We start from the raw sequence: 25747 nt of genomic DNA on the forward strand, positions 1-25747 counted from the left end.
TAATAGCGATCAACATAGCGTCGAAACAGGATCGGCGAAAACGACACAAGAGGTGGAAGCGGGGTTAGGGTAATTGTTTCTGTTGGGATTAAGTTGGAACCGGAGTGAAAGTAGACGTTGGCGTAGACGTCTCTGTTTGCGGAGCTATTTGAATGGTTGGAAGAATGGAGACAGCAGATGGCGCAGCGCTACAAGCGCTTATCATCAAAACACAAATGAGGAACAGGCAGTATATGATTTTCATTTTGCCCTCCTCTTTCAGTATATAGAAAAAGGGACGGGGTTTCAACCCGTCCCTTCAATTTAAAATCCTTCGAGCTTGCTTAAGTCTGCGATGCCGTTCGAGAGCGACGCAATCTTTTGCAGCAAACCAAGCCGATTCTCTTTCACCTTTTCATCCTCGGCCATGACCAGCACCTTATCAAAGAAAGCAGTAATGGATGGGATAAGTTTGGCGACGATCTCAAGGAATTCGTCAACGGACGACGGACGATTGACAGTGGACGATTGAATCGCTGCCTGCAAATCGCGTTCTTCTTTTTCGACGAATTTTCCATCATCAATGGTCAGTGGTTTGTCGTCTAACCCTGCAGAGCGGATAATGCGGACGCAGCGCGCGAAGCCGTCCAAAATGGATGACCAGTCTTCGCGTCCCACCCAAGCGGACAGTTGCTTCACCGCCCGAACCGTTCCCGCCGGGTTAGTGGATTGCGCAGCAAGCACGGCTTCAATAATATCGTGTTTGAAATCCATGTCACCAAGCACGACCTTCAAACGTCCCGCAATGAATTCGAGAATCTGCTTTTGTGCTTCCTCGCTGACAGGGATCGGCTGCGTCTTCACAGATTTCTTTACAGCTTCTGACAGATCAAAATCAATGTCATACTCGATCAACGGCTGGACAACACCAATCGCCGCGCGGCGTAATCCGAACGGATCTTTTGCACCTGTGGGAGCGAGTCCTGCCGCGAACAAGCCGACAAGTGAATCGAGCCGATCGGTGAGAGCGAGCGCCATGCCCGGCTTACTCTGTGGGACGGTTTGATACTGCTCTGCAATGGCAGCGGCCACTTCAGGCGCTTCGCCGCTTCGCAATGCATATTCCCCGCCGATGATGCCCTGCAGGGAAGTCATCTCTGTCACCATCTGCGTGACCAGATCAGCCTTCGAGAGGTAGACGGCGCGCGCCAGAGTCTTGATGATCAGCATGTCTTTGAAACCCAGCAGGCCGCCGATCTCTGCACCGAGCTTTAACATGCGGTTGGATTTATCCAACATGGAGCCGAGTTTGGTATGGAAGGTTAATGAAGAAAGTTTGGGACGATATTCTTCGAGTTTGAGTTTGACATCTTCACGAACAAAGAAATTCGCATCGGCAAAGCGCGCGCCGAGAACATGTTCGTTCCCTTCGCGGACGGTGTCAATGTGAATGTCGTCGCCGTTGCGGATGGCGATAAAGTTCGGAAGTAGGGGCAGGGCTTGTCCCTGCCCTTGGGCTTTCTCATCACCCTGGGCGACCACAAGGGTCGCCCTTACGACAGGAAAGTATCTCTGATGTTTCTTCATGACCGAAATTAGTACATCACGCGGCAATGCAAGGAATTCTTCATTGAAGCCGCCCATGACTGCGGTGGGCATTTCTATTAAGTTGGTGACTTCGTTGAGCAAGCCTTCTTCGATGATGGCTTGTCCGCCGAGCAGGGCTGCGGCTTGATTGACTTGTTCGACGATGGAGGCTTTGCGTTCTTCTTTATCGAGCAGAATGCCTGCTTCGCGGATCACGTCAAAATATTTTTCAGCGGATGGGATGGTGATGTCGGGCGAGCCGTAGGGACGTAAGCCACGAGAAATGTTTCCAGAGGCCACGCCAGCATATTCAAACGGGATGACCATGTCACCGAGCAGGGCAACGTACCAGCGGATGGGACGTGAGAAGGCAATGCCTGAGTCATTCCAGCGCATGGACTTTTCGAACTTGATGCTTTCGACGAGTTTGGGCAACGCATCCACGAGGACTTCGGGAGTGGGGCGTCCCTTTTGTTTGACGACAGCGGCGACGTATTTCCCACCGTCGATCTCGCGGGCTTCGAGTGCCGCAGGGTCAAGATTATTTTTCTTGGCGAAACCAAGCGCGGCTTGCGTGGGCTTGCCGTCTTTGTCGAAAGCTTTATCAGCGGGCGGACCTTTGACGAGGTCTTCGCGGTCTGGCTGATTCGGGGAGAGAGAGTCAATGGAAACAACGATCCTGCGTGGGGTTGTGAAGAAGCGAATGTCGCCGTGGGTGGATTCAGTTCCTTGAGCAGAGTCGGCACACGGGTGGAGACTGCCGCGTAGGCGGAATCCACATCAGAGGCAGGGAGTTCTTCGACGCCGATTTCCAGTAAGAAGGTTCTTGGGTGATTAGGGATTAGGTGATTAGGCTTCTCCCTAATTGCCTGATTACCTGATTCCTTTTTTTCCTTCAACAACGGATACTCCAACCCCTTACGCTGTTCGCCATAGGAGACGGCCACGCCTTTGGCTAATTCGCGGATGCGTCTAAAAAATGCCTGACGTTCGGCGACAGAGATGGCGCCGCGTGTATCTAAAATATTGAAGCAGTGCGAGCATTTGAGGACGTAGTCGTGCGCGGGGACGATCAGACCTTGCGCGAGACAGGCGTCGGCTTCGGCGGAGAAGAGGTCGTACATGGCGCGGACGCGTTCGACGTCGGCGGTCTCGAAATAATATTTGGAGTGTTCGAACTCTTCCTGACGGCGGATCTCGCCGTAGGTGACGCCTGCGCCGTATTCCTCGTTCCAGATGGCTTTGGCGTTGTTGAGCGCGATGAGGATGCGTTCGAGCCCGTAGGTGATCTCGACCGAGACGGGGTCGAGCGCCACGCCACCATCTGCTGGAAATAGGTGAACTGCGTGATCTCCTGCCCGTCGAGCCAAACCTCCCAACCCAAGCCCCACGCGGAGATGGCGGGCTGTTCCCAGTTATCTTCCACGAAGCGGATGTCGTGCTGGCGCGGGTCGATGCCAAGGGCTTTGAGCGACTCGAGGTAAAGCTCCTGCGGATTGCCTGGGTCGGGCTTGAGGATGACCTGATACTGGGTGTGCAGTTGGAAGCGGTTGGGGTTCTCGCCGTAACGCCCGTCATCAGGGCGGACAGACGGCTCGACATACGCCCGTTCCCGGCTCAGGTCCGAGCACGCGCAGGAAGGTGGCAGGATTCATCGTCCCTGCGCCCACCTGGGTGTAGTAGGGCTGTGTGATCAGGCATCCGTGCGATGCCCAGAAGTCTTGTAGTTTGAGGATGATTTCTTGGAAGGAGGAGGGTTTTGACATTTACGATTTCCGATTGTCGATTTGGGATTTACGATTTTGGATTGATTGCGAGGGGATTATACCGTGAGAGTATGCGTCGTACCTGAGTTAAGTGAATGAACTAATTTGTGAGGTGCGACGCATTAGTGGGCAACGCTTCACGGCGGTGGGGAGTTGGTTCCTGTTTCGAGAAAGTTTCAAGAAAGTCAAAATTATTTCCATTCCCTTTTATAAGTCGAAAACCATAATAAAAAAAGCGATGATTTTCTGGTTCTCTAGGAATTTCTGGAATAAAGCTCTCCACAGTTCTTAGGTTTGAATTAAAAAAGGACGGAGTTTCACCGCAAGTTGCCCATCGATGTTCAATATTGTTATTCGCTAGTTCCACCACTCCATAACACCATACTTCATAAGTATTTGATTAGCCAATGCGTAGCTCTGGTTAGAGTTTCGGTACGATAAAGGTATTACTTCGTTGACCTTTTGATACATTGACCTTATACGTTCTCCTACTGAATTCAGATAGGGCGTCAAATCTGACAAGGGGGGCAAATAAGCTTAACGCTTTATAAGTACTTATCCATTCATCACTAGTAGGTATAGAATAATAATTATGCTTATCATTTTCATTAAGCCAGTAAATAAATTCAAGAACTTCTGAAGGAAAAACACCTGTTAGAAATAACTTGTGATAATTCCGTTTATCTAAATTTTTTGGAGAAATCCTTTCGTTAAGAGTTAATATATCCTCATACCAATGATCATTGAATTTATTGTTACTAGCAGAACTCAGGAAAATCTCAAACTCTATTTTAGTAACTGGTAACCAATGGACATATGCTTGAATCTCCTCAACCCATATCATCAAAAAGCCAGCACTATCCAAGTCGAAAAGTTTAGCAGAAGTTTTATCGCTACTATTCACTATCGGTTTTTTTGAAGGTTTTTTTTCTACGAACTCACGTTTAGATTTTTCTTTAACTACTTTCTGTTGGATAGTCATTATTGGAGCTTCACTCTTCTGTTCTTCCAACAAATCTTTCTCTATCGTGCTTTTTCAGTCTCTTCAAATTCTTTACTCTTTTTTATTGATGAGATGTAATGGGCTTTTCGCCCCTTCCTATACGTAAAGTCGCCAATTTATCTGCTCTCGCACGAAACGCACGCATGAGCATTTCATAGCCATCATCTTCAAACAAATCTACCTGATGCCATTTTCTCAGGCTTTCGAGATTATCACATTCCTCCAACCGTGCGGGAATAATGAAAATCTCGCCTTCGGGTTTTTCCATGGCGGTATCGAGGGCAAGGCGCACTTCCTTTTGACGAAACCCTGCTTGATTGAATTGTTTTGAAAGACAAACCACTACCACATCCGCTTCGCGCACAGCCTTGCGGATTTCAATGGGCTATGAGTTCGCATCCTTGGCGCAACGGAAGCCAAAGTCAAATTCTGCACTCGAAGGGCATCCAAGCACGACATGTAATATTGAATAACAGATTAACTACTATTCCAAGAGCCACCACGAATTATATGCGTGGATTATAAATTCAAATCTTCGTCCATCTTCAGCAATATAAGGATAGTCCGCAAATTTACCTTCCCAATTTCCATTACATTACCAACCATTTTTTTTAATCATAAACGCCATATACTTTTCCCATTTTCATAACTACCAAAAACTAGGAAGTGTTATCGCACCGACACTGAGTACTTATTCGCTCCTCAATAGTTTTATATGCAAAGCTACAATCTATCGCATTACCCCAAGGATAATTTGCTTCTTTTCCATTGCTCGCAGCCTTCTCCCATTCCGCCTCAGTAGGCAACCTTGCTTCACGCCATGCACAAAAAGCCCCAGCCGCATACCAGTCAACATACGTAACTGGGTGATCAGAATATTTGGGGGTTTTATAATAAACCTCATTACTTAGAGGCTTGCAAGACCCCAAACTCACGCAGACTTTGTACTGGGCATTAGTTCACTTCATATTTATCTATATAAAATGCATCCAAATAAACTTGATGAGCTGGCTGTTCATCAATACTATTACCGTTATTACTTCCCATAACAAATTCACCTGCTGGCACAAGCACCATTGACACACCTTTGACATCCGTGATTTCTGGTGAATCTAACACAATTGTAGTGGAAGTGTTGGGGGATTCTATTGTGACGGTTTCTGTCAAGGCAGGAATAGTTACAGATGGGACAAAAGTTATTGTAGGTGTTGGAACAGCAAGATAATACTTAATGATAGGCAGACTGCGTATCAACCCAGATGTCAACAATATACCGATCAGCAAAAACATAATAAAAACAAGTGGAATAATCTTACGCAGAAGTGCAGTGCTTTGCGCGGTATCAAACCTTGGCAACAAAGTTTCAATTTGCTTTGCCCGCTTTTCAAAGGTTTTTATTAATTTTTCATAACCACCCGATTTATATAACTCTACCCATTGATAACGACTTAATGAAAACGGAACTTCACATTCTTCTAATTTCACTGGGATAAGAAAGATTCGCCCTTCAGGCATTTCCAGCGCTTTATCTAGTGCAAACTTGATTTCTTTTTGGATATAGCCTTCTTTATTAATTGAACTTTTGGTTAAACAAATAATGATGGCATCAGAAGTTTCTAATGCTTTTGGGATTTCTACTTGCCAATCTTGCCCGCCACTTAAATTTTCTTCATCAAACCACGGTTGAATCCCTTGACTTTTAAGATAGCGATAGAGTTTACGCACTTTCGGCTTATCATTTGAAGCGTGGCAGAGGAAGACTTTGAGAGGACGTTTGGGTTCGGTCATGGGTAGGGTTCCCGCTAAAGTGAAGTAACAAGATTATACAACCGAACTTTCCACATTTGACAAATCCAGCATTACAATAAGCAAATCCAGTGCTCAAACATATCCGAGGGAGATATTTATGAACCAACTTGACCCCAAAATTAACCTACTCGAACATTCCGAAGCCGAAGTCAATCTATACGGTACCTATTTGGCAAAATATCTGAACATCTATGCCAGAAACCAATATGTGGATAAAGTTTTCCTTTTTGATCTGTTGTGCGGCGAAGGTATTTACAGTGACGGCGAAAAAGGCAGTCCAATAATTGCACTCGAAGCAATCAAGAATCACTATTATGCAAACAATCAAACTTGTCCAAACATGACCGTTTGGCTTAATGACATTGGACTCTCAGAAATCGAGACGGACATATTGAAAGTCAAAGAGTAGAAAGGTTTGGGGAAATATATTTCGCCCAAATAATGTCAATGTTGAATTCAAGAATGAAGATTATGAAACTATTTATGCTAAAGCTGTAACATTGGTCAATAGCACTCGCAAGGCCAAAGGATTATTTTTCATAGACCCCTACGGCTACAAAGCGATCAAACCAGATGATATACGGAGGATGTTGACAGGCAATAACACCGAGGTGCTTTTATGGCTGCCAGCGTCTTTTATGTATCGGTTTGCAAATACTGTTACACATTCTGATTTTCGTGGCGGCGAACCTTTGCGCGAATTCATCTTCACATTATTCGGAAACAATCCCCCACTCTTCAAATCCATTTACGACTTTATTGAGCGAATAACTGAAAGCTTCCGTATATTTTTGAAAGACCTGGATATTTTCGTTGACTCGTTCACCATCGAAAGGGGTGGAGGAAACATTTACTGTCTATTCTTTTTCACGAGTCATATCAAAGGTTATGAAATCATGTTAGAAACCAAATGGGGCATGGATGAAAATCGGGGAAAAGGTTTTACGCTTAACAAAGCGCCATCGTTCAGCGAAATTCAACTTTCAGGTTACCCACAAAAATTAAGAGATTTTATTGTTTCCGAAAACTCACGAACAAACTCGGAATTATACAAATTTGGCTTAGTAAATGGTTTTTTGCCCAAACATACAAATGAGATTCTAAAAGGCTGGAAAAGCGACGGCATTATTGAAATACTTTCATTAGATGGTCAACCTGCAAAAGGGTTTTATATTCAATACAACCACGAGAGGCGAGTTGCTATCAAAATAATTAAAAACACCTTGTAGACACACTAGAACATGAGTGCTATTATTAAGTAAGGCAACTTTACAAGTAGATACTTCAAAGGAGGCAGAATGGCTGAACATTCAGGTATCGAGTGGACAGAGTCCACTTGGAATCCTTTAACCGGCTGTACCAAGAGTTAGCCCTGGCTGTAAGCATTGCTATGCCGAGCGTATGGCAAAACGCCTGCAAGCAATGGGGCAACCTAATTACGTCAATGGATTCAAACTCACCCTGCACGAAAATGCAATGGAAAAACCGCTCGAATGGAAAAAGCCGCAGATCATCTTCGTCAACTCCATGAGCGATTTGTTCCACAAGGATGTGCCTGTTGAGTTCGTACTTGAAATCTTCGATATCATGCGCCGCGCTCACTGGCATACTTTCCAAGTCCTCACCAAACGCGCCGAACGGCTGGAAGAACTCAGTCCCAAAATTGACTGGCCTGACAATGTGTGGATGGGAGTCAGCGTGGAAAATCAGGATTACACCTACCGCATTGACCATCTGCGCAGAACAGCCGCGAAAACAAAATTCCTATCACTGGAGCCGTTGTTAGGTCCGCTGCACAAAATGAATCTCAAGGGAATCAACTGGGCTATTGTGGGCGGCGAATCCGGGCCGGGGGCACGTCCGCTTGACCCGGCGTGGGTGACGGATATTCGAGATCAATGTTTGAGAGCGAAAGTCCCATTTTTCTTTAAGCAATGGGGCGGCGTGCAAAAGAAAAAAGCAGGCAGAGTCCTTGAAGGCAGAACTTGGGACGAAATGCCAGTGGGAATGAACTTAGTGAAAGCGTAAATGAAAAGCCAGTCCGCTAGTGGGCTGGCTTTTGAATATATCAACTTGATAATTGTTTTACGGAGCATCCCAGGCACAACGAAAGCCAAAGCTCCCATCAGCGGCTTCCGGCGGGCCCCGTAGCGAAACCAGGTTCTCAAGACGTAGCTGTCGGGGTAGAACCATGAGCCGCCGCGCAACACGTGATTGTCCGGCCAAAAGACGCCCTCCCCTGGATTGCCCGGATACGCGACGTACGGATCAGATACCCATTCCCAAACATTACCAGCCATATCGTACATGCCATACGGGCTTTTGCCTTTTTCGTACGTTCCAACATCGACGGGGCCATAAGGTTCTTTTTGGTAGTCGTCGTTGACATTGACATACGTTGAGGAATATTCCTCGCCCCAGGGATACGTGCGCCCATCTGTGCCGCGCGCGGCTTTTTCCCATTCGGCTTCGCTCGGCAGGCGCGCGCCGCGCCATGTTTCGCAGTAGATTTTGGATTGATTCCAATCTACACTGGCCATGGGGTTGTCGGAATATGCATAGAAAGAATCGATGCTTGCAAGATTTCTTGATTCACTGCATATCCCGGCCGTTATGCACTCCTTGTAACGCGCCCGCGTCACCTCGTAGACATCCATATAGAAATCTGGCAAGGTCACTGTGTGGGCAGGTTTTGCATTGCCGGCTTTGTCGTCCTCACTGCCCATGATGAATTCTCCGGCAGGCACGAGGCGCATGGTCAAGCCTTTGGCATCCGTGATCTCGGCGGGAAGATCGGGCGTTGCAGTGGTAATGTCCGCCACAGGGACAGCCTGGCATGAAAGCACTCCAAACATAATGAATATAAAAAAAGAAATCTTAACAGGTCTCATCATCACCTCTTTAGGATATTATTTTGTCCCGCTGAAACAGGGGTCGTAAAATTATACATTCGAAAACAGGCTAATCTGTAAAGTTCGAGTGGCGATTCAGGCTTGGCGAATTTAATGGGAGCGTAAATGAAAGATACAACGACTAAGTAATGCCAGAAATTAACTCTTTCGGCGGCGAAAATCCAGGGTCAAGGGTTTATCGCGTTTGCCGCCCAGAGAGAGAAGTCCGCCCATCAGCAGGAACATCCCGATGCAGGTCGATTCAATATTGGAGAAATAATTGATACGTCCCAGCATGTTGATCTCCGCGATCTGCGGATTAAGCGCCAGATAACGCATCTGAACATCCTCTCCAATTGAGAAGCGAATGTTCTTATTCCCGTAATAAGACTTGAACGTATATTGTTTTCCGTCTGCGGCTGTGAATTGCACGATCGGGGTCTTGACTTGATCCCCGCCGGCAACCTCAACGACGGTGCCGGTCACTTCCAATCCGAAGCCATCCAACGCGATCTGTTTTATAAGCGGATATCCGCCCACAATAAATAAGACCAGCGCGCCCAAAAGCAACCCAAATCCCAACAACTTAATACTATTCTTCTTTGCAGGTTTTTCCTGTTCCATCATCAACCTCCACCAATAAGATTAAAGTACATTGCCCTATTATAAAACCGGACTTGTCATCAGGGAAAATAAATAAGGGTGCATATTCATTCTGCTATGCCGGCGACAGTGCAAGCAGCAAGGTAATGACCAGCCGATTCGTTTTTTTTCAAAATTCGACTTGAGGAATAGGATAGCGTATATCATTCCCTTGTGGGCAAGATCAAGCTAAGGCACATCCATGGCACAACGGAACCCTGTGTTATCTCCAACGGCATCAGGGGCGTAGGCAAAGCGGTGGAAAGATTGCGCATCGATATAATTTTCATTCCACGAACCCCCGCGTACAACACGCAGACCCAACCCAAAATCTGAAGCCGCCGCCGGGTTGCCACCGGGGTAGACATTGTATTCATCAACCACCCATTCGCGCACATTCCCAGCAAGGTTATATATCCCATACACACTCACTCCCAGCGGATATGCATCCACGGGGGCGGTGTCGTTATAGCCATCGTCATAGTCAGTGTTTGGAAAATTCAGGCAGTTCACATCACAAAAATTAAGTCGGCTTCCATCGAACTCATTTCCCCAGGGATAGATCAACCCTTCCTGCCCGCGCGCAGCCTTCTCCCATTCGACCTCTGTTGGCAAACGTTTACCGCGCCATTCACAATATGTATTTGCCATATTCCAGCTCACATGAATGACCGGGTAATTGGCAAATTCTGGATTCGAAAAATAACTTGACCGTGTTGCCGAAGCATCTGTCCATGGACGCACACAGAATCCGGCAGTTACACATTCCTGATACTGTGATGTAGTTGTCTCATATATGTCCATGTAGAACGCATCAAGCGGAACGGTATGAGGAGGGGCTTCCACAGGGGATTTTAGATCGCTTCCCATTGTGAACTCACCTGCAGGCACGAGGATCATTTCATCGATAGTTGCAGTGTCGAGTGGCGCAGAAGGCTGAGCAGTTGGTAGTAATGCTGTTGTTTCAATCGGCGAATTGTCTGTTGATTCATTGATGGGTGTGGATAATTCGTCAGTAAAACCAATGCTTTGAGAATACCAGCCGGCCCCAATAACAGACATCAAACAGCAAAATGCAAATGTACCAACTGCCGCAACGGGCAGCCAGGGAAATGATTTCTTTATTGAGTTCCCTTTCTTACCAGCAATCCGCTGTATATTCACCGTAAGGTCGTTTGCCTGTGTTTTCCGCTGAAGCTCAGATATTTTCCCATCCACTCCGGGTGTGGATGAGTTGATCTTTTTTATCTGACGCTGGATTTCAAGCGCATCGGCCCATTTGGCATCTTCCTCTAATTTCCCAGCCTGCTCAAGGAGAAATTTTATTTTTCTTTCCTTTTCCGCTTTTGCATCAAATCGGATAAGCGAATACGTAATGGCACCGATCCTGTCACCGCGCACACGCAAGGCGCGCAGAAATTTAGCGTATCCATCCTCTTCAAACAGATCCACCCAATGCCATTTTTTCAGACTTTCGAGATTGTCACATTCTTCCAGACGCGCGGGAATGATAAAAATTTCTCCCTCTGGTTTCTCCATGGCCGTATCCAGCGCAAGGCGCACTTCCTTTTGACGAAACCCCGCCTCATTAAATTGTTTTGAAAGGCAGACCACAACCACGTCCGCTTCGCGCACAGCTTTGCGGATCTCCAATTCCACTCCTGACCCGGCAGCAGTTTTCCTTATCCAGCCATGCATCCACACCGTCTTTTACCAGGCGGATATAGAACGCGTGGACGGGATCACGATCTGCATGAGCGTGACAGAGGAATACTTTGAGAGGACGTTTAATCTCAGACATAAATGTTTCACCACTAATGGTCAAGCTCAGGTGTAATTTCCCAACCCCGAAATTATACAACCGAACACAGGCAAGGACTGAAAAACAAAAAGCCGGTCTGTATCGAAAATTATCGCAAAACCTTAACCCGCCTATAACAGCCCATTAAGGACTCATCCTTATACTGGAATCAAATCCATAAAGAAAGGAGACTCCTCATGAACAGCATGGTATTTGCCCAGCCCGATGACGAAGCAGAAGTTGAAGAAATTGCTGCCGAAGAAACCATTCAAGAAGAAAATGCTGAAGAAGCTGATGAAACTGCAAACGAAGAGTAGCTGTGTCCTACTTTGATCTTTTAACCGTGCAGGGATCCAAATTTCTGCACGGTTATTTTTGTCCAAAAATTACGGGGATCAATCGTTTACTTTTTCTTAACCAGTTCTAAAACATATTCTTTCCAACTACAGGTATACTGAAAAACATTATGGGCAAATCAGATCTACACATACACACCACTTACAGCATGGATGGCACAGCCACCGTGCGCGAAGCGCTTGAAAGCGCACGCCGCACCGGATTGGATGTGATCGCCATCACCGACCACGACGAGGTACGCGGTTCACTCGAAGCGCGCGCCCTCTCCACCGAGTACGGAATTCAAGTCATTCCCGGCGCGGAAGTCAGCACAAGCGAAGGACATCTCATTGTGCTTTTCATTGAAAGAAATATTCCTTCAGGTATGTCGTTGATCGACACGCTGATCTGCGTCCGCGAAATGGGCGGCATGGCGATCGCTGCGCACCCCGATCACCCGATCCCGAGCAGCATTTCTCTGCAAAGCATACTCAAAGCGCTCGAACATCCACAGGCCAGAGAAGCACTGTACGGACTCGAAGTCTACAATATGAATCCTACGCACAGTCCATTTAATGCGCGGTCACAAAAAGCCGCCGCAGACCTGCCGTTGGCACACATCGCATCGAGTGATGCACATATTGCTTCGATGATCGGCGCAGGCATGACTCACTTTGATGGAAGCAACGTACGCGATTTGCGTCAGGCCATTCAACGACGCGATACACGACCTGAACAGGTCAATCACGAATGGCCGCCGCGCATCTTCTTCCGCTGGCTTCGTTTATTTCTGCGCAGAAAAATAAATGAAGTGTTCGCCAAAAACGAAACATCGCAATCACTGTCTTCCAATCCCATCGATTAATTTAAACATAAACCAAAGCCGCAGCTTAACTCCTGCGGCTTTTTATATCCACGGGAGTATCGGGCTATAATTCAGCGACTCGATCTTATGGATACCAAATACGACATCCTCATCCTTGGCGGCGGCCCAAGCGGACTCTCCACTGCGCTGCATCTCGCACGCCTCAACACGCATCTCACTTCCCGCATCCTGATTCTCGAAAAGGAGCATTATCCGCGCTTCAAGCTCTGCGCCGGCGGACTGGTAATCGACGCCGAAAGAATCCTGGAAGGCCTCGGTCTGGATGTAAGCGAAGTTCCGCACGTGGATGTGGACAATGCGCACTTTGATTTCGCCGGAAAAGGAATCAAAGTCCGCGTGCCGCAGAGACACGCCATCCGCGTCATTCGGCGCGATGAATTCGATGCATGGCTGGCACAGAAAACGCGCGCAGCCGGCATTGAAATTCGGGAAGGCATTACCGTAAAAAATATTCTTCCAGATGCAAATGGTGTCACCGTCGAAACCGATCAGGGAAATTTCCGCGCTCAATGTGTTGTCGGTGCCGATGGCTCGAACGGCATCACCCGCAGAAGTATTCTGCCCAATGCGCCGATCCAAACCGCGCGCGTGCTTGAGATCATCACGCCTGAAAATAATAATTCACACATAAAGCACGATGCTTATTTTGAGTTTCACCCCGTGCCTGATAACATCGCCGGCTACATCTGGGACTTCCCCACACAAATCCACGGTGAGCCAATGCGCTGTTGGGGCATCTACGACACGAATGTTTTGGCTGAAAGCAAACGTCCGGCGCTGAAAGATCCGCTCGCAAAGGAAATGTCACGCCACGGATTTGATCTGAATGATTACGAAATTAAAGGACATCCCATCCGCTGGTATGCGCCGCGCAATCAAGTCTCAGTGCCGCGTGTATTATTGGTCGGAGATGCCGCCGGCGCAGACCCGATCTTCGGCGAAGGCATCAGCATCGCCCTCGGCTACGGAGTCATTGCCGCGCAGGAGTTGAGCGAGTCGATTCGGCGCAACGAATTTTCGTTTAACGGGTACAAGCGTCGGCTCGTGCGAAGCGGACTGGGCCAAACGTTGTATGCGCGCTGGGTCATTACGCATATCATTTATCCGCTTAAGTGGCGCTGGTTCCAAATCCTGTTGTGGAGAATCGCAAAACCCATCGTGCTGCTTGTCGCATGGACATTCGTTTTAAACTGGAGCAAAAGACTTAAATGATCGCAGGCCTCGATGGTTTACGGGCGGTTGCTTTTTTGATCGTCTTCTTTTTTCACACACGCAACCTGCCCTTCGGCTGGATGGGCGTGCAATTGTTTTTTGTGCTCTCTGGTTTTTTGATCACTAATATTTTATTGCGCATGAAGGATCAATTGCCGCGCCGCGAGTTTTTTGTTAAGTTTTACGGGCGGCGTTTTTTACGAATCTTTCCGTTATATTATTTTTATCTGGCTTTGCTCGCCGCATTGATCTTCCTTTTGCCCGCGCTGGGATTAAAGTCATTAAACGCGGAACTTGGAAAAAGTTTTTTAACCAGATCTGGGTGGCGGCCTTGTATATGTATGATTTCTTTCATGCCAGTATATTTTTTGAAAGAAGCCGCTTCTTCACGCATCTCTGGTCGCTTTCGGTGGAGGAACAATTTTATTTATTGTGGCCGCTGCTGATCTTTCTCACTCCGCGCGAAAAATTTAAACAACTTTGTCTTTCGGCCATCGGGCTGGGATTTGTGTTCCGTTTGATCATCACGCTTGTCTATCGCACACAGGCGCTTCCATTTTTATTAAAGCGACCCGCAGCAGGCGGTGAATGTTTTGCCATTCTCACATCTTGATGCGTTTGCATTCGGCGCGTACATTTCACGCTTTGAGATCCCACGTCCGCGCTTGCAGTTGCTGGCGCTCGCAGTGACCGTCCCCGCGCTCGGCCTGCTGACCGATTTTCTCACCAAAGGCACAATGACCTTCGCACTCGGCTACGATCTGCCGATGACCGGTTATTACAAGGAAGTGTGGGGCTACACTCTGTTGAATTATCTTTTCGCTGTGCTGATCTATTGCGTGGCGCGTACCAACTTCTTAACAGGTATTCTTGAAAGCGCGCCGCTGCGTTATCTGGGAAAAATCTCCTACGGATTATATGTTTATCATTATGGCATCATCGCCATGACCGCTGCGCTTTTCCGCACTTACGACCTGCCTTATTCCATGCGTTCGCCGCAAATGTTCATTGTGACCATGAGCGCCACACTTCTGATCGCCACATTAAGTTTTTATCTGCTTGAAAGACCGATCATCAATTTAAAGGATAGACTCTTTCGAGTTCGCGTATTTTGGGTGAACGCTGAATGCGTTTTTACAATTTTAGCGTTTCCACCCCTTTAAACTGTCGGGCGGCAAGGGTTACTTTAGAGATCACCAACAAACTTCGTCGCCGCAGCGTTTCACATCTATAATAAAAATTTCGGACAATACAACACAATGGGCACCGCAGACCTTCACATTCACAGCACCTACTCCTACGATGCGACCACCACGGTTCGCGCCATTCTCAAACAAGCCGCAGATGCTGGTCTGGATGTTATCGCCGTCACAGACCATGATGAGATCCGCGGTTCGCTGGAGGCGCATCAACTTGCACCGCAATACGGCCTCGAATCCATTCCTGCCGCCGAAGTCTCCACCAAAGACGGTCACCTCGTGGCGCTTTTTGTTGAAACACTTCCGCCATCCGGGCTTACACTGATTGACACATTGATCCATATTGGAAAAATGGGCGGCGTGGCAATTGCCCCGCATCCATTTAATAACCTGCCCGGCAGCCTCTCAATGGAAGCAGTCGTTGGCGCGCTCACCAACCCGCGCGCAAAAGCAGTGCTCAAAGGAATTGAAACCCACAACATGGGAACGCAATCCTTCGACACGATCGCGCAAAAAATTTCGATCTACCTGCCGCTGGCAAAGATCGCATCGAGCGATGCGCATGTCTACTGGGCCATTGGTGCGAGCCGCACCGAATTCCCCGGCAAAACTGCAAAAGAACTTCGGCTGGCAATTGAGAACAACACGACGATACCCATTCCATACGAAGAGGAATTTTCAGCCAAAGCCATTCTTAGCTGGGTGCGCCGCATGACACTGCGTAAATTTGGATACGCTTCCGACAGCCCGTCAGCGACACAGCCCATCAACACACAGAAAATGTCTGAATCCTTCATTCAAAAAACAAGAAGAAAAAAATAAAGAGATGACGTAGAAGCCATCTCTTTATTTCATATTTCACGACTTGACCCGTTTAATGAAACCCGGTGTATTCAACTCACGCTCCAGCAGATATGTAAAATATGCCTGCATCAAAATCTCCGCTTCCTTCTGGACCTCAAAACTGGGATTTGCCCGAGAGGCATCTCTGTAGCTCGATCTTTGGAAGTGACGCAAATACTTAAGCGTCTCCACTGAGATTTTCATCAGATTGGGCAGACCTTTCCCACAACTGGGGCAGATCACACCGCCCGCAGTAAAAGAGAAATACTGATCTTCGGGCAGGATCTCACGTCCGCAGTTCGCGCACTCAAACATCTGCGGACGAAAACCCACTGTATCCAGCAAACGCATCTCATAATAACGAATGGGAAGCCAGGCATTCTCTTCCTTTTCGATGCGATCCAAAGTTTCCACCAGTAATTTGAAGATCGTGGGGTTTCCGCCTTCCTCTTCATAGGAAAAACGATACAGCAATTCAATCACATAGGCCGCATGACCGGTCTTTGTCAGGTCATCATGCAATGGCAAAAAAGCATTCACGGTCTCAGCCTGGGTGATGACCAACAGGTCGCGCCCTTTGGCGAGTTGCACTGTAATATGCGTAAACGGCTGTAAATGTCCCGCCTTACGCGAAGTGATCTTGCGCGCACCCTTTGCCAGCGCGCGTACCATGCCCTGCTCACGGGTATAAAGCGTCAACAAGCGGTCTGCCTCGCCCCAATCACTATGGCGGACAACAACAGCAGTTGCGCGAAAAGAACGAAAATCAGTCATAAAGCAAGTATACACGCAGACACATATACAAGAAAACAGGTAAACACGGTGTTAAATACACGTGTTTACCTGTTTATGTTTGTACTTATTTACGATCTTTCTTTACAACAAATGTGCCGGTGTAAACGCCTCTGGCAGCAACTCAGAGACAGTTAACTCCTTTTGTAAATTTTCATCGCCATCCGCTATTAGAACAACCGTATCCAAACCAAATTCCGACATCACCTGCCTGCATCCGCCGCAGGGGGAGCCGCCATTATTGGTCACCACTGCGATCACTTCAAATTCAGTTTCACCTTCCGACACCGCTTTGAAAATCGCCACGCGCTCGGCGCACATCGTGTGCGGATACGCAGCATTTTCAATATTCACACCCGTATAGATCCGCCCGGACTTTGTCCGTATGGATGCGCCAACCGGGTAATTCGAATACGGCACATAGGCATGTTGCCGCGCTTCATTTGCAAGATTTATTAATGTTTGTCGTTCTTCATTTGTTATGTTCATTTTTACCTGTTTAATTTATATAACACTACTTCTTTGTTTTTCGTTCCAATTTCTTGATGGCACGCGCGGGCATCCCAACTACCAATGTATCTTCGGGCACATTCTTTGTTACCACCGCTCCGGCTCCGGTACGTGCGCCTGCGCCGATCTTCAATGGCGCAACGAGCATGGTATCTGAACCGATAAAAACATCTTCACCGATCTCTGTGGCATGTTTCTTTTCGCCATCATAGTTGCAGGTGATCGTCCCTGCACCTATGTTGGTATTCGCGCCGATCTGCGCATTACCAATGTAGGAGAAATGTCCCATCTTCACGCCGTCGGCCAGATGCGAATCTTTCACCTCACCAAAATTCCCCATGTGGACATGACTTCCCCAAATGTGCGCCTTTTCGCAGCCGCGCAAACGGTCCCATATCCACGTAATCTTCAAGCACCGCTCCTTCCATTACAGAAGAAAGCACTTTGCAATGATTGCCGATCTTCGAATCATACACAATGGAGTTCGGACCGATCACATTGCCTTCGCCAATTTCAGTCTTCCCATGCAAATAAGTATTCGGCATAATGACTGTGTCTTTGCCAATGCTCACGCCAATTTCAATATAGGTTGAGGCGGGATCGATCATCGTCACGCCGTTCAACATATGCTGTTGATTAATGCGTCTGCGCATGGCGGTTTCACATTCCGAGAGATGTACGCGGGTATTCACCCCAATGGTCTCTTCCATATCATCCATGACAGTCGCCTGAACGGGAAGATTATCCCTGGAAGCCAGTTCAACCGTATCAGTTAAGTAGTATTCGCCTTTTTTGGGATTCTTTGGAATACGGCGCAGGGCATCCCACAGCCAGTTCGCATCGAAGCAATATCCGCCCACGTTTAATTCTTTAATTTGTAACTGCTCCTCGGTGGCGACATATTCCTCCACGATGGCTTCCACAGTTCCATCCGCCTTGCGGATGACTCGTCCAAATCCGCGCGGATCATCCGACACCACTGTTAACATCGAAACCGGCCCCTTGTTATTCTTTTGTGTTTCAACCAGCTTTTGCAAAGTCTCGCCGCGCAATAACGGCATATCACTGTAACATACGACCACCAGATCGGTCTTCCCCTTCAACAAAGCCTCAGCCTGCATCACTGCATGACCTGTGCCCAGTTGCGGCTCCTGCAAAACAGGGGAAGCAGAATCTCCGAGATATTTTTTCACCTCATCTGCGCCATGCCCCACCACCACGATCGGCTTCTCTGTTGTAGATTGGCTGATCGCCTGCAAGGCATGCCAGATCATTGGTTTCCCTGCCACAGAATGAAGAACCTTTGGCAAACTGGATTTCATACGTGTTCCCTGCCCGGCGGCAAGGAGGATCGCTGTTACTCTCATGATTGTCACCTCAAGAATAAATTAAAACATAAACAGGATTTGCGAGGAGGGTTACCCACACGCAAATCCTGTTTAGAAAAGAAGCCCCGCAAGAGCGGGGAATGTCAGGCTGGGGCACCTGGATTCGAACCAAGATCCACAGCTCCAAAGGCTGGTGTGCTGCCGTTGCACCATGCCCCAGTGCGGGCAAAATTGTATCACAATTTTTTTATTTTCCATTCCCGGGAACAAGCCCTAATTTACGCGCTTCTTCCAAAGAAATGACTTCCGAATTGACGGGTTTGCTGCCATGTTTTTCTGCGGCTTGATTCCAGAAATCATCCATTTCATTCGCTTTGGCTTTTTTCTTGGCGGCATCTTTTAGCAGTGCTTCCATTTCGGGAGACGGAGCTGCCTCAGCGGCTTTATCAATCAGCTTTTTCGCAACAACCGTCGGGACGGCTGTTGATGCGGAAACAGCATTTCCGGCCGTTGAGTGTAATTCTCCCGTCACACCCATCGACTTAAGCGATTTTTCAACTTGTTTTTGCAGCGCAAGCAGGGAATTAACAGTTTCAAGGATGTGCTCTTCATTAGCAAGATCGTTCCCCGCGACAAGCAATGCACTATCCTGTCTGAAGTTGGCAAGCAGGTCTGAAAGTCTGATCTGACGCGCTTCAACTTTTCCTTCTGCTTTTTCTGGAGGGAAAATAGTCCGCACCAATCCGAGGCTGCGCTCAACGACATCCAAAAAATCAGCCAGCGGAATCGGCTTATCAAAGATCGCCAGCGCTCCGGCGTTAAGCATTTCATCACGCGCCTTACGCTCTGTCATGCCGCTGATGAGAATCACTTTTGCTTCAGGGTGGCGCACGCGAACTTTGTGCATCAGTTCAATGCCGCTCATGCCGGGCAGTTTGTAATCTGTGATCAATAGGTCAATTTTATGGCGCGAGGATTCAAGCAACGCTTCCTCGCCTGACGGGGATTCAAATATTTTTACTTCCGTGTTCTTAAGTGTTTCAAGCGTGGAACGTAGCAAGCGCAAAATATCGCGTTGGTCATCAACAAGGAGAATATTGCGATCCATCATAAACCTACTTTACCATCCAGCAAGCCACACTATGATTGGGTTTGGCTTCGCGGAATTCAGGTTCCTGCTCGGAACAAATTTTTTCTGCAATCGGGCAGCGCGGATGAAAGCGGCAGCCTTTTGGCGGATTCAACGGACTGGGCACATCCCCTTTTAATACGTCACGCGTGCGCTTCAAGCGCGGGTCCGGGATCGGAATCGCAGACATTAACGCCTTGGTGTACGGATGTAAAGGCTCTCGAAACAGGTCTTCACGTGTGGCGAGCTCAACCATTTTGCCAAGGTACATCACCGCTACACGGTCTGAGATATGTTCGACCACGCTCAAATTATGCGCGATGAAAAGATAGGTAAGACCAAATTCCTTTTGCAGGTCTTTCAAAATATTAAGCACCTGCGATTGAATGGAAACATCCAGAGCAGAGACGGGTTCATCGCAAATAATAAAGTTCGGACGCAAAGCCAGCGCGCGCGCAATGCCAATTCGCTGGCGCTGTCCGCCTGAGAATTCATGCGGATAACGGCGGGCGTGATAATCTTCAAGCCCCACTTTCTTCAGCGTCTCGATCATCAGATCGTAACGTTCCTGGCGCGTGCCAATATTATGGATATGCAAACCCTCCATCACCGCTTCGCCGATCGGCACACGCGGATCAAGGGAGGCATACGGGTCTTGAAAAATGATCTGCATGTGGCGGCGTACTTCTTTAAGCTCGTTGCCGCGCAGTTTCAAAACATCCTTGTTATCATAATGAACAGACCCGGAAGTGGGTTCCACCAAACGCAGCATGGAACGCCCAATGGTGGTCTTGCCGCAGCCCGATTCACCCACCATGCCGAGCGTCTCCCCTTTCTTAACCGTGAACGAAACATCATCCACTGCTTTAACCTGGTTTACCACGCGCTGCACTAACCCTGCGCGCACTGGAAAATATTTAACCAGATGTTGAACTTCCACCAAATCTTCTTCTTTATGCGGCTCTACGATTTGACTCATACCTGTTTGCTCCAAGGCAATCATAAAATTTTATTGTTTTCAGACTACAGTTCATCCCGCCAATTAAAAACATGATTGAAAATTATTTCGCCTTCAAGGGCGCTTGATGACCTTCTGCATTCTGATACAACCAGCAGCGCACCAAATGACCGGGAACAACCTCTGTCAGATCAGGCTTCACATCGGTGCAGATCTTTAATCCAAACTTTTCACGAGACAGACAGCGGGGTGCAAAACGACAACCAGCGGGCAAATTCACCAGATTCGGCACCGAACCGGGAATTACATCCAGCCGTTCTTTAAGTTGGCCTAAAACAGGAATCGAACCGATCAAACCTTGTGTGTATGGATGCAAAGGTTGTTCAAAAAGCGGATTCACATCCGCCTGCTCAACCACTTCACCGGCATACATCACCGCCACACGTTCGGCCATCTCTGCCACCACACCCAGATCATGTGTGATCAAAATAACAGAGGTGCCCATCTTTGAGCGCAAATCACGCATCAGATCAAGGATCTGCGCTTGAATGGTTACATCCAAAGCGGTAGTGGGTTCATCCGCGATCAACAACTCAGGCACACAAGCCAATGCCATCGCGATCATTACACGCTGCGCCATACCGCCCGAAAGTTCATGCGGATAAGCTTCGGCGCGGCGCTCGGCATCAGGAATGCCCACCATCTTTAATAATTCAATGGCGCGAGCCTTGCCTGCTTCAGCGCCAAAATCTTTGTGAATATTTAATACTTCCGCGATCTGGTCATCAACCTGAAAGACAGGGTTCAACGCGGTTTGCGGCTGTTGAAAAATCATCGAGATCTTATTACCGCGCACTTTGGTCATCTCACTTTCAGAAAGATCCAAAAGATTTTTCCGCCAAACAATATTTCCCCTTCCGTGATCTTACCGGGAGGCGCGATCAAACGCATGATCGAAAGAGAAGTAACACTCTTACCGCACCCTGATTCGCCCACAATCCCCAAAACCTCGCCGGGATACACTTCAAAACTCACACCATCCACAGCACTGACCACACCATCTTCGGTGTAAAAATATGTCTTCAGATTGCGAACTTCCAACAAGGGCTTTTGATCGGTCTTTGCCACATTTGGCTCCTGAAATAAGAATTTCTTGATTATAGCAAAGTTTATGGGGACGGCATAGCGTAGGACGGCGCGCCATACAAACCGCCCCAGCCATTCAAGATATTTACCCTGGGAAATGACAAACCTCGGTACACATCAGACCGCATCACGGTAAACAAAGGCAAAAATGGCAATTCAGATGTTAAAGCGGATTCGATCTGCTGGATATTTTTCCGGACCGCGTCCAAATTCGACTCAACTCCCAGCGCATCACACGCCGACTTGAACCTGTTACTGTTATACAAAAGCAGATTCTGCCCCCCGAACCATTCACACAGATACATGGGATATTCGCTCAAACGCCAACCCATGAGCGCCATGTCATATTTCTGTGAGCTATATACCGCATAGACCATATCATTGAGTCTCGTTTCCCGCACCACAAACGGGATCCCCAAAGACTGCGCCTGCTCAGCAATATAGTTGGCGGCGGCATATCGCAGCGCATCCTCTTCTTTTGAAGGCGCAAGCAAACTGACCTGCGGAAAAGGTTCGCCGTTCGGCAGTAACAAATTTTGGCCCGCGTGATCGGCATCCGGTTCCTGCGCCCATGAATAACCGGCATCTTTTAATAGCCTTACCGCATATCCAATCCGGGCGGCACCATCCATACCGGAGCAGACACTTCTTTTTGTAGAGTCATGCCATTGAGCAGAAAGCACAAAGGAATCCAGCGGCGCGGCTTTATTTTGTAAAATATCCGCCGCGAGCATGTCACGGTCTATCATGCAGCCAAGCGCGGCGCGGAACGCCGGATCAGCAAGTTGCTCATGCAATGGATTAAACACAAGAAAACGCGCGCTGTAACTGGCGTTCAATTTTGCGTCAGCAGTTTCGCTGTTGATACCGTCTGGTGAAAGAACAAAATCGACTTCACCATTTTGGAAGGCGGCCAAAGCGGAATCTTCATCTTCAAAGATGCGGTACACAGCACGATCAAAACCCGGCATACCAAAACGTTCCGCGAAATCCGGGTTGGCAAGGTTTGTCCATGCGCCGCTTTCTTCTCCGCCGGGCATCCAGGCTCCCAAAGTTGGTTCGTCTTGATCAGTTAATTGGTAAAGTTTTTGGTGCGCGCCGGTCAGTGTGGATGAATTTTCTTCCAGTAATTTATTTAAATTGTTTTGAGCAAATCCAAGCTCAGCCGTTCTACGGGTAAGATTACTTTCAAGTTGTCTGTCTTCCTGCCCGGTAATTCTTATGGCAGTGACTTTCGCGGTCAGATCATCCACAGAAGCCTGCACTGTATCAAGATAACTACGCGCCTGGTCAATTTGAATGCGTAATTCTCCGGAAGGTAAAAGGGTCGCGGCATCAGTTACTGCCAACTCCCAAAAATCCTTTTGCACAATCGGCGCTTGCAATACGCCATATTGCCAAATGCCAACATTGGGCTTCTGCTTGAAATAATATTTCACAGTATTCGAATCCACTGCTTCAACACGTAGAAGATATTCAGGCGAATAATAAGTGCTCCAGTCATAGCCGAGTTCAAAGGCGAGGACAGTATTGGCTGTGAAGGCAACGTCTTCGGCGGTGAATGGAGAGCCGTCTGTCCAGTGCAGATCGGTGCGGAGCTTCACTGTTGCGGAGTACTCCTCTCCATCCTGTGTCACTTCAGAAGGCATATCCGCTGCAACGAAAGGTTGGAACGAGGAATCTTGTGGAAGGATGTGATATAAGCGCGGCCAATATTCAGAGCGCAGGGCATAATTGGCATGGCTTGCTCCAGCTTCATCAAATAACGCCCATACATTCGCTGCATCTGGCTCACCGATCAGCGCGAAGCGAATCTCCGGCGCATGTGCGGGGGGCGGGGTTTCTGTCGGGGAGGGAATGCTTGTTGGCTCTGCCACAGAATCAGGCTGCGGTACGCATGATGCGAGCAGAAGAGTCAGAAAAAGCGCAGTGTTGAAGAGTCGTCTCATTAATTCTGGCAAGCCTCGCCTGAGTCAATCGCTTCAATATTCCAAAGCGGGTTGGCGGTTGCATCCAGATCGAAGTGGCAAATGCCGGGGCGGGCGGCGGCGACACGCAAACGGTAATACAGCGGGATGGCGGGAAGTTCGGTTGAGAATAGCACCTGTGTCTGGCGGTATGAGTCGATATAAGTTTGTTCGTCGGGCAGGGAAAGCTGCGCGGTGCGGCAGGCGGCATCAAATTGTTCATTGGTGTAGCCGGTGACGTTGGTGCTAACCTATGAATTGCCTGCGGTGGGAATCTCTTCGGTGGTGAACCAGCCGCAGGGAGGCTCAATGCTATTGACGCCCATTGCGTATTCGATCAGGTCGAAGCGGCGGCCAAAGAGCAGACCTTCGGGGCCGGGCGCGTAAAGATCATTTTGTGAATAATACTGCACGTTGAGTCCGATGCCGCATTGCGCGAGTGATTGTTGAAGAATTTCAACCACTTGTCTGCGCTGGGTGGCAGTGGTTGTATAGTAATTAAGCTGCAAGGGTGTGCCCGCCGCAACATTTTCAACTGTCACCGCCTGACGCGGCGTGGCGGGGTCACCGTCGGTATCCTTCCAGCCGGCCTGTTCAAGCAATGAGATGCCGGTAGTGGGTTCAAATATAACCGGCTCAATATTCGGGTCATATAAAGGATGCGCTACGGGGATATACGTTGTGGGGACGGTGGTGAGTCCAAATAAAACATTATTTACAACTGATTGACGGTCGAGACAGTAGGCGATGCCCTGTCTGGTGTGTGCATCGGAAAAATATCCTGACGATCTTTTTGAAAGTTTGTGTCATAGCCGTCATCATATACGGCGGGGGTTGTACCAATCCCAAGCCATTCAATGGTCATGCCGGGGGCGAAGAAAGCTTGCGCCTGTTCCGCGGTTTGCATTTGCTGTAACAAGCCGGCCTGATTGTCGAGCCGGATGGTTGGGTCAAGAATGTCACAACGGCCTGCGACCAGTTCACTCAACGCTATATTTGGGTCTGCGATAAAGCGGAAGGATAGCGTGTCAAATTTTGGGTAACCTTCTGCGGCGCGGAAATAATACGGGTTCTTCGTCAATGTGATGTGATCGCCTGCCGCCCATTCCTGAATCATGTAAGGTCCCCAACCCAATGGAGAACGGGAAGCGATGTCGATGGTTGGCAATTGATCTGCGGGAAATTCGCTCCATACATGTTTTGGCGCGGGCGCCCAAAAGTTGGTGAAGTAGGCAGTGTCGATATAACCCGGTTTGCCCCACCATTGCACAGTCTGCGCATCGGCGGTTTCATAGGTTTGTGTGCGGTCGATCAAAAAAGTATTTGCAATTGAGCCTGCGGCACTGGCAAGTGTGAAAGCATAAACCGAGTCGTCTGCTGTGAGCGGAGTCCCATCGGCCCAGGTCAGATCGGGGCGCAAACGAAAGTTGACGATCATTTGATCCATCTCAAGCGGAGAAGTACCGTCATAGGTGAGGATGCAATCATCGCCGCGACATCCGGCAGGACGAACGCGTGTGCCCTGCTTTAATAAGACGAGGTTCCCATCCGCATCCACGATCTGACCTCCAGCCTGCACCGGCGTTCTGACAATTTGAGTGTCCCCGTTTTCAAGAGAAGGCAGTTGCGTGAGAATGACAGGTTGGTATTCATATCCAATTGTATCGATCGGCCCATCATTGATCGCAGCCAGCACACTGCGGGCGGCGGCGTTTGGTCCGCCAAAGGGATAGAGCGTATTGGGTTCCTGTCCGAGGCAAACGGTCAACACACTGGGTAAAGGAGTGGCAGTAGGAAGTGGAACCGGGGTATCCAAAGGCAGTGCTGTAGGTGTGGGTTGTGATAAGGGAAACCCGCACGAGGTGGTTACAAGGAGCAGGAAAAAGATGCGAGAGAGACAGGCGTTTTGAAATATGACATGGCAAATTCCTTTTTTTGAGAAGAGCATTTGTCAATTATACAA

General features: G+C 48.4%; 28 protein-coding genes, 1 tRNA gene and 3 pseudogenes. 9 read left to right on the top strand and 23 right to left on the bottom strand.

Going from position 1 to position 25747, the window contains the following annotated elements; translation table 11 throughout:
* Positions 1-303: 303 nt before the first annotated feature.
* The 7 genes and pseudogenes from glyS to IPL71_RS19535 all read right to left on the bottom strand — a co-directional run bounded on the left by glyS (position 304) and on the right by IPL71_RS19535 (position 6123).
* The gene (glyS, locus tag IPL71_RS19505) at positions 304-2271 is read right to left on the bottom strand and encodes a glycine--tRNA ligase subunit beta (protein ID WP_345324617.1); all 1968 of its coding nucleotides are present in this window, start codon (positions 2269-2271) and stop codon (positions 304-306) included.
* A 275-nt stretch (positions 2272-2546) separates the two neighbouring features.
* Positions 2547-3217, bottom strand: a pseudogene (locus tag IPL71_RS26150) (glycine--tRNA ligase subunit alpha); the annotation flags it as partial.
* The gene (locus IPL71_RS19520; protein WP_345324527.1) at positions 3144-3332 is read right to left on the bottom strand and encodes a glycine--tRNA ligase subunit alpha; all 189 of its coding nucleotides are present in this window, start codon (positions 3330-3332) and stop codon (positions 3144-3146) included. The gene IPL71_RS19520 and the pseudogene IPL71_RS26150, both read right to left, overlap by 74 nt.
* A gap of 421 nt (positions 3333-3753) precedes the next feature.
* The gene (locus tag IPL71_RS19525) at positions 3754-4347 is read right to left on the bottom strand and encodes a hypothetical protein (protein WP_345324528.1); all 594 of its coding nucleotides are present in this window, start codon (positions 4345-4347) and stop codon (positions 3754-3756) included.
* Positions 4348-4396: 49 nt separating this feature from the next.
* The gene (locus IPL71_RS19530; protein ID WP_345324618.1) at positions 4397-4717 is read right to left on the bottom strand and encodes a toll/interleukin-1 receptor domain-containing protein; all 321 of its coding nucleotides are present in this window, start codon (positions 4715-4717) and stop codon (positions 4397-4399) included.
* A 277-nt stretch (positions 4718-4994) separates the two neighbouring features.
* Complete coding sequence (locus IPL71_RS26155) at positions 4995-5270, bottom strand: formylglycine-generating enzyme family protein (protein ID WP_514130820.1); 276 nt, start codon at positions 5268-5270, stop codon at positions 4995-4997.
* 19 nt (positions 5271-5289) lie between these two features.
* On the bottom strand, positions 5290-6123 hold the full coding sequence (locus tag IPL71_RS19535) for a TIR domain-containing protein (RefSeq protein ID WP_345324529.1): 834 nt from the start codon (positions 6121-6123) through the stop codon (positions 5290-5292).
* Positions 6124-6241: 118 nt separating this feature from the next.
* Here IPL71_RS19535 and IPL71_RS19540 point away from each other — a divergent pair, with 118 nt between their 5' ends.
* The 3 genes and pseudogenes from IPL71_RS19540 to IPL71_RS19550 all read left to right on the top strand — a co-directional run.
* A complete protein-coding gene (locus IPL71_RS19540; RefSeq protein WP_345324530.1) occupies positions 6242-6553 on the top strand; it encodes a class I SAM-dependent methyltransferase in 312 nt (103 codons plus the stop codon).
* Positions 6554-6569: 16 nt separating this feature from the next.
* Positions 6570-7373: a three-Cys-motif partner protein TcmP gene (tcmP, locus tag IPL71_RS19545; RefSeq protein WP_345324620.1), complete on the top strand. Its 804-nt coding sequence runs from the start codon at positions 6570-6572 to the stop codon at positions 7371-7373.
* Between the two features lie 69 nt (positions 7374-7442).
* Positions 7443-8145 (top strand): annotated as a pseudogene (locus IPL71_RS19550) (DUF5131 family protein); the annotation flags it as partial.
* On the opposite strand, the gene IPL71_RS19555 reads toward IPL71_RS19550, so the two are convergent.
* The 4 genes from IPL71_RS19555 to IPL71_RS19570 all read right to left on the bottom strand — a co-directional run bounded on the left by IPL71_RS19555 (position 8040) and on the right by IPL71_RS19570 (position 11478).
* A complete protein-coding gene (locus IPL71_RS19555) occupies positions 8040-9038 on the bottom strand; it encodes a formylglycine-generating enzyme family protein (protein ID WP_345324531.1) in 999 nt (332 codons plus the stop codon). The pseudogene IPL71_RS19550 and the gene IPL71_RS19555 overlap by 106 nt on opposite strands.
* A 156-nt stretch (positions 9039-9194) precedes the next feature.
* Positions 9195-9662 (bottom strand): DUF3592 domain-containing protein, encoded by a 468-nt coding sequence (locus tag IPL71_RS19560; protein ID WP_345324533.1) that lies wholly within the window; start codon positions 9660-9662, stop codon positions 9195-9197.
* 204 nt (positions 9663-9866) lie between these two features.
* Positions 9867-11330: an SUMF1/EgtB/PvdO family nonheme iron enzyme gene (locus tag IPL71_RS19565; protein ID WP_345324535.1), complete on the bottom strand. Its 1464-nt coding sequence runs from the start codon at positions 11328-11330 to the stop codon at positions 9867-9869.
* Complete coding sequence (locus tag IPL71_RS19570; RefSeq protein ID WP_345324537.1) at positions 11266-11478, bottom strand: toll/interleukin-1 receptor domain-containing protein; 213 nt, start codon at positions 11476-11478, stop codon at positions 11266-11268. Before IPL71_RS19570 ends, IPL71_RS19565 begins: the two co-directional genes overlap by 65 nt.
* Positions 11479-11944: 466 nt before the next feature.
* Between IPL71_RS19570 and IPL71_RS19575 the strand changes: the two genes are divergently transcribed.
* From IPL71_RS19575 to IPL71_RS19600, 6 genes are all read left to right on the top strand, one after another.
* Complete coding sequence (locus IPL71_RS19575; RefSeq protein ID WP_345324539.1) at positions 11945-12679, top strand: PHP domain-containing protein; 735 nt, start codon at positions 11945-11947, stop codon at positions 12677-12679.
* 87 nt (positions 12680-12766) lie between these two features.
* Complete coding sequence (locus IPL71_RS19580; RefSeq protein WP_345324541.1) at positions 12767-13912, top strand: NAD(P)/FAD-dependent oxidoreductase; 1146 nt, start codon at positions 12767-12769, stop codon at positions 13910-13912.
* On the top strand, positions 13909-14358 hold the full coding sequence (locus IPL71_RS19585; protein ID WP_345324543.1) for an acyltransferase family protein: 450 nt from the start codon (positions 13909-13911) through the stop codon (positions 14356-14358). Before IPL71_RS19580 ends, IPL71_RS19585 begins: the two co-directional genes overlap by 4 nt.
* Complete coding sequence (locus IPL71_RS19590; RefSeq protein WP_345324623.1) at positions 14250-14525, top strand: acyltransferase family protein; 276 nt, start codon at positions 14250-14252, stop codon at positions 14523-14525. Before IPL71_RS19585 ends, IPL71_RS19590 begins: the two co-directional genes overlap by 109 nt.
* Complete coding sequence (locus IPL71_RS19595) at positions 14506-15075, top strand: acyltransferase family protein (protein WP_345324545.1); 570 nt, start codon at positions 14506-14508, stop codon at positions 15073-15075. Before IPL71_RS19590 ends, IPL71_RS19595 begins: the two co-directional genes overlap by 20 nt.
* 96 nt (positions 15076-15171) lie before the next feature.
* Complete coding sequence (locus tag IPL71_RS19600; RefSeq protein ID WP_345324547.1) at positions 15172-15933, top strand: PHP domain-containing protein; 762 nt, start codon at positions 15172-15174, stop codon at positions 15931-15933.
* A gap of 36 nt (positions 15934-15969) precedes the next feature.
* Here IPL71_RS19600 and recO read toward each other — a convergent pair whose 3' ends face one another.
* The 12 genes and pseudogenes from recO to IPL71_RS19660 form a co-directional block, all read right to left on the bottom strand.
* Positions 15970-16728 carry a DNA repair protein RecO gene (gene recO, locus IPL71_RS19605; protein ID WP_345324549.1) on the bottom strand — a complete coding sequence of 253 codons (759 nt, stop codon included), beginning with the start codon at positions 16726-16728 and terminating at the stop codon, positions 15970-15972.
* Between the two features lie 102 nt (positions 16729-16830).
* Complete coding sequence (cdd, locus tag IPL71_RS19610; protein ID WP_345324551.1) at positions 16831-17235, bottom strand: cytidine deaminase; 405 nt, start codon at positions 17233-17235, stop codon at positions 16831-16833.
* A 25-nt stretch (positions 17236-17260) separates the two neighbouring features.
* Complete coding sequence (locus IPL71_RS19615) at positions 17261-17596, bottom strand: DapH/DapD/GlmU-related protein (RefSeq protein WP_345324553.1); 336 nt, start codon at positions 17594-17596, stop codon at positions 17261-17263.
* A complete protein-coding gene (gene glmU, locus IPL71_RS19620; protein WP_345324555.1) occupies positions 17580-18623 on the bottom strand; it encodes a bifunctional UDP-N-acetylglucosamine diphosphorylase/glucosamine-1-phosphate N-acetyltransferase GlmU in 1044 nt (347 codons plus the stop codon). The genes IPL71_RS19615 and glmU overlap by 17 nt, the downstream gene beginning before the upstream one ends.
* A gap of 109 nt (positions 18624-18732) precedes the next feature.
* Positions 18733-18803, bottom strand: a tRNA-Gln gene (locus tag IPL71_RS19625).
* A 28-nt stretch (positions 18804-18831) separates the two neighbouring features.
* Positions 18832-19695 carry a response regulator gene (locus IPL71_RS19630; protein ID WP_345324557.1) on the bottom strand — a complete coding sequence of 288 codons (864 nt, stop codon included), beginning with the start codon at positions 19693-19695 and terminating at the stop codon, positions 18832-18834.
* A gap of 4 nt (positions 19696-19699) precedes the next feature.
* Positions 19700-20692: an ABC transporter ATP-binding protein gene (locus IPL71_RS19635; RefSeq protein WP_345324559.1), complete on the bottom strand. Its 993-nt coding sequence runs from the start codon at positions 20690-20692 to the stop codon at positions 19700-19702.
* An 82-nt stretch (positions 20693-20774) separates the two neighbouring features.
* Positions 20775-21799: pseudogene (locus IPL71_RS19640) on the bottom strand (ABC transporter ATP-binding protein).
* Positions 21800-21840: 41 nt separating this feature from the next.
* A complete protein-coding gene (locus IPL71_RS19645) occupies positions 21841-23778 on the bottom strand; it encodes an ABC transporter substrate-binding protein (RefSeq protein WP_345324561.1) in 1938 nt (645 codons plus the stop codon).
* Positions 23766-23921: a hypothetical protein gene (locus IPL71_RS19650; RefSeq protein WP_345324563.1), complete on the bottom strand. Its 156-nt coding sequence runs from the start codon at positions 23919-23921 to the stop codon at positions 23766-23768. The genes IPL71_RS19645 and IPL71_RS19650 overlap by 13 nt, the downstream gene beginning before the upstream one ends.
* A gap of 114 nt (positions 23922-24035) precedes the next feature.
* On the bottom strand, positions 24036-24533 hold the full coding sequence (locus IPL71_RS19655; protein ID WP_345324622.1) for an ABC transporter substrate-binding protein: 498 nt from the start codon (positions 24531-24533) through the stop codon (positions 24036-24038).
* Positions 24500-25732, bottom strand: a complete 1233-nt coding sequence (locus IPL71_RS19660) for an ABC transporter substrate-binding protein (protein WP_345324565.1) — start codon at positions 25730-25732, stop codon at positions 24500-24502. The genes IPL71_RS19655 and IPL71_RS19660 overlap by 34 nt, the downstream gene beginning before the upstream one ends.
* Between the last annotated feature and the right edge of the window lie 15 nt (positions 25733-25747).

It is taken from the genome of Candidatus Villigracilis proximus, from assembly GCF_016717045.1.
GTDB classification, from domain to species: domain Bacteria; phylum Chloroflexota; class Anaerolineae; order Anaerolineales; family Villigracilaceae; genus Villigracilis; species Villigracilis proximus.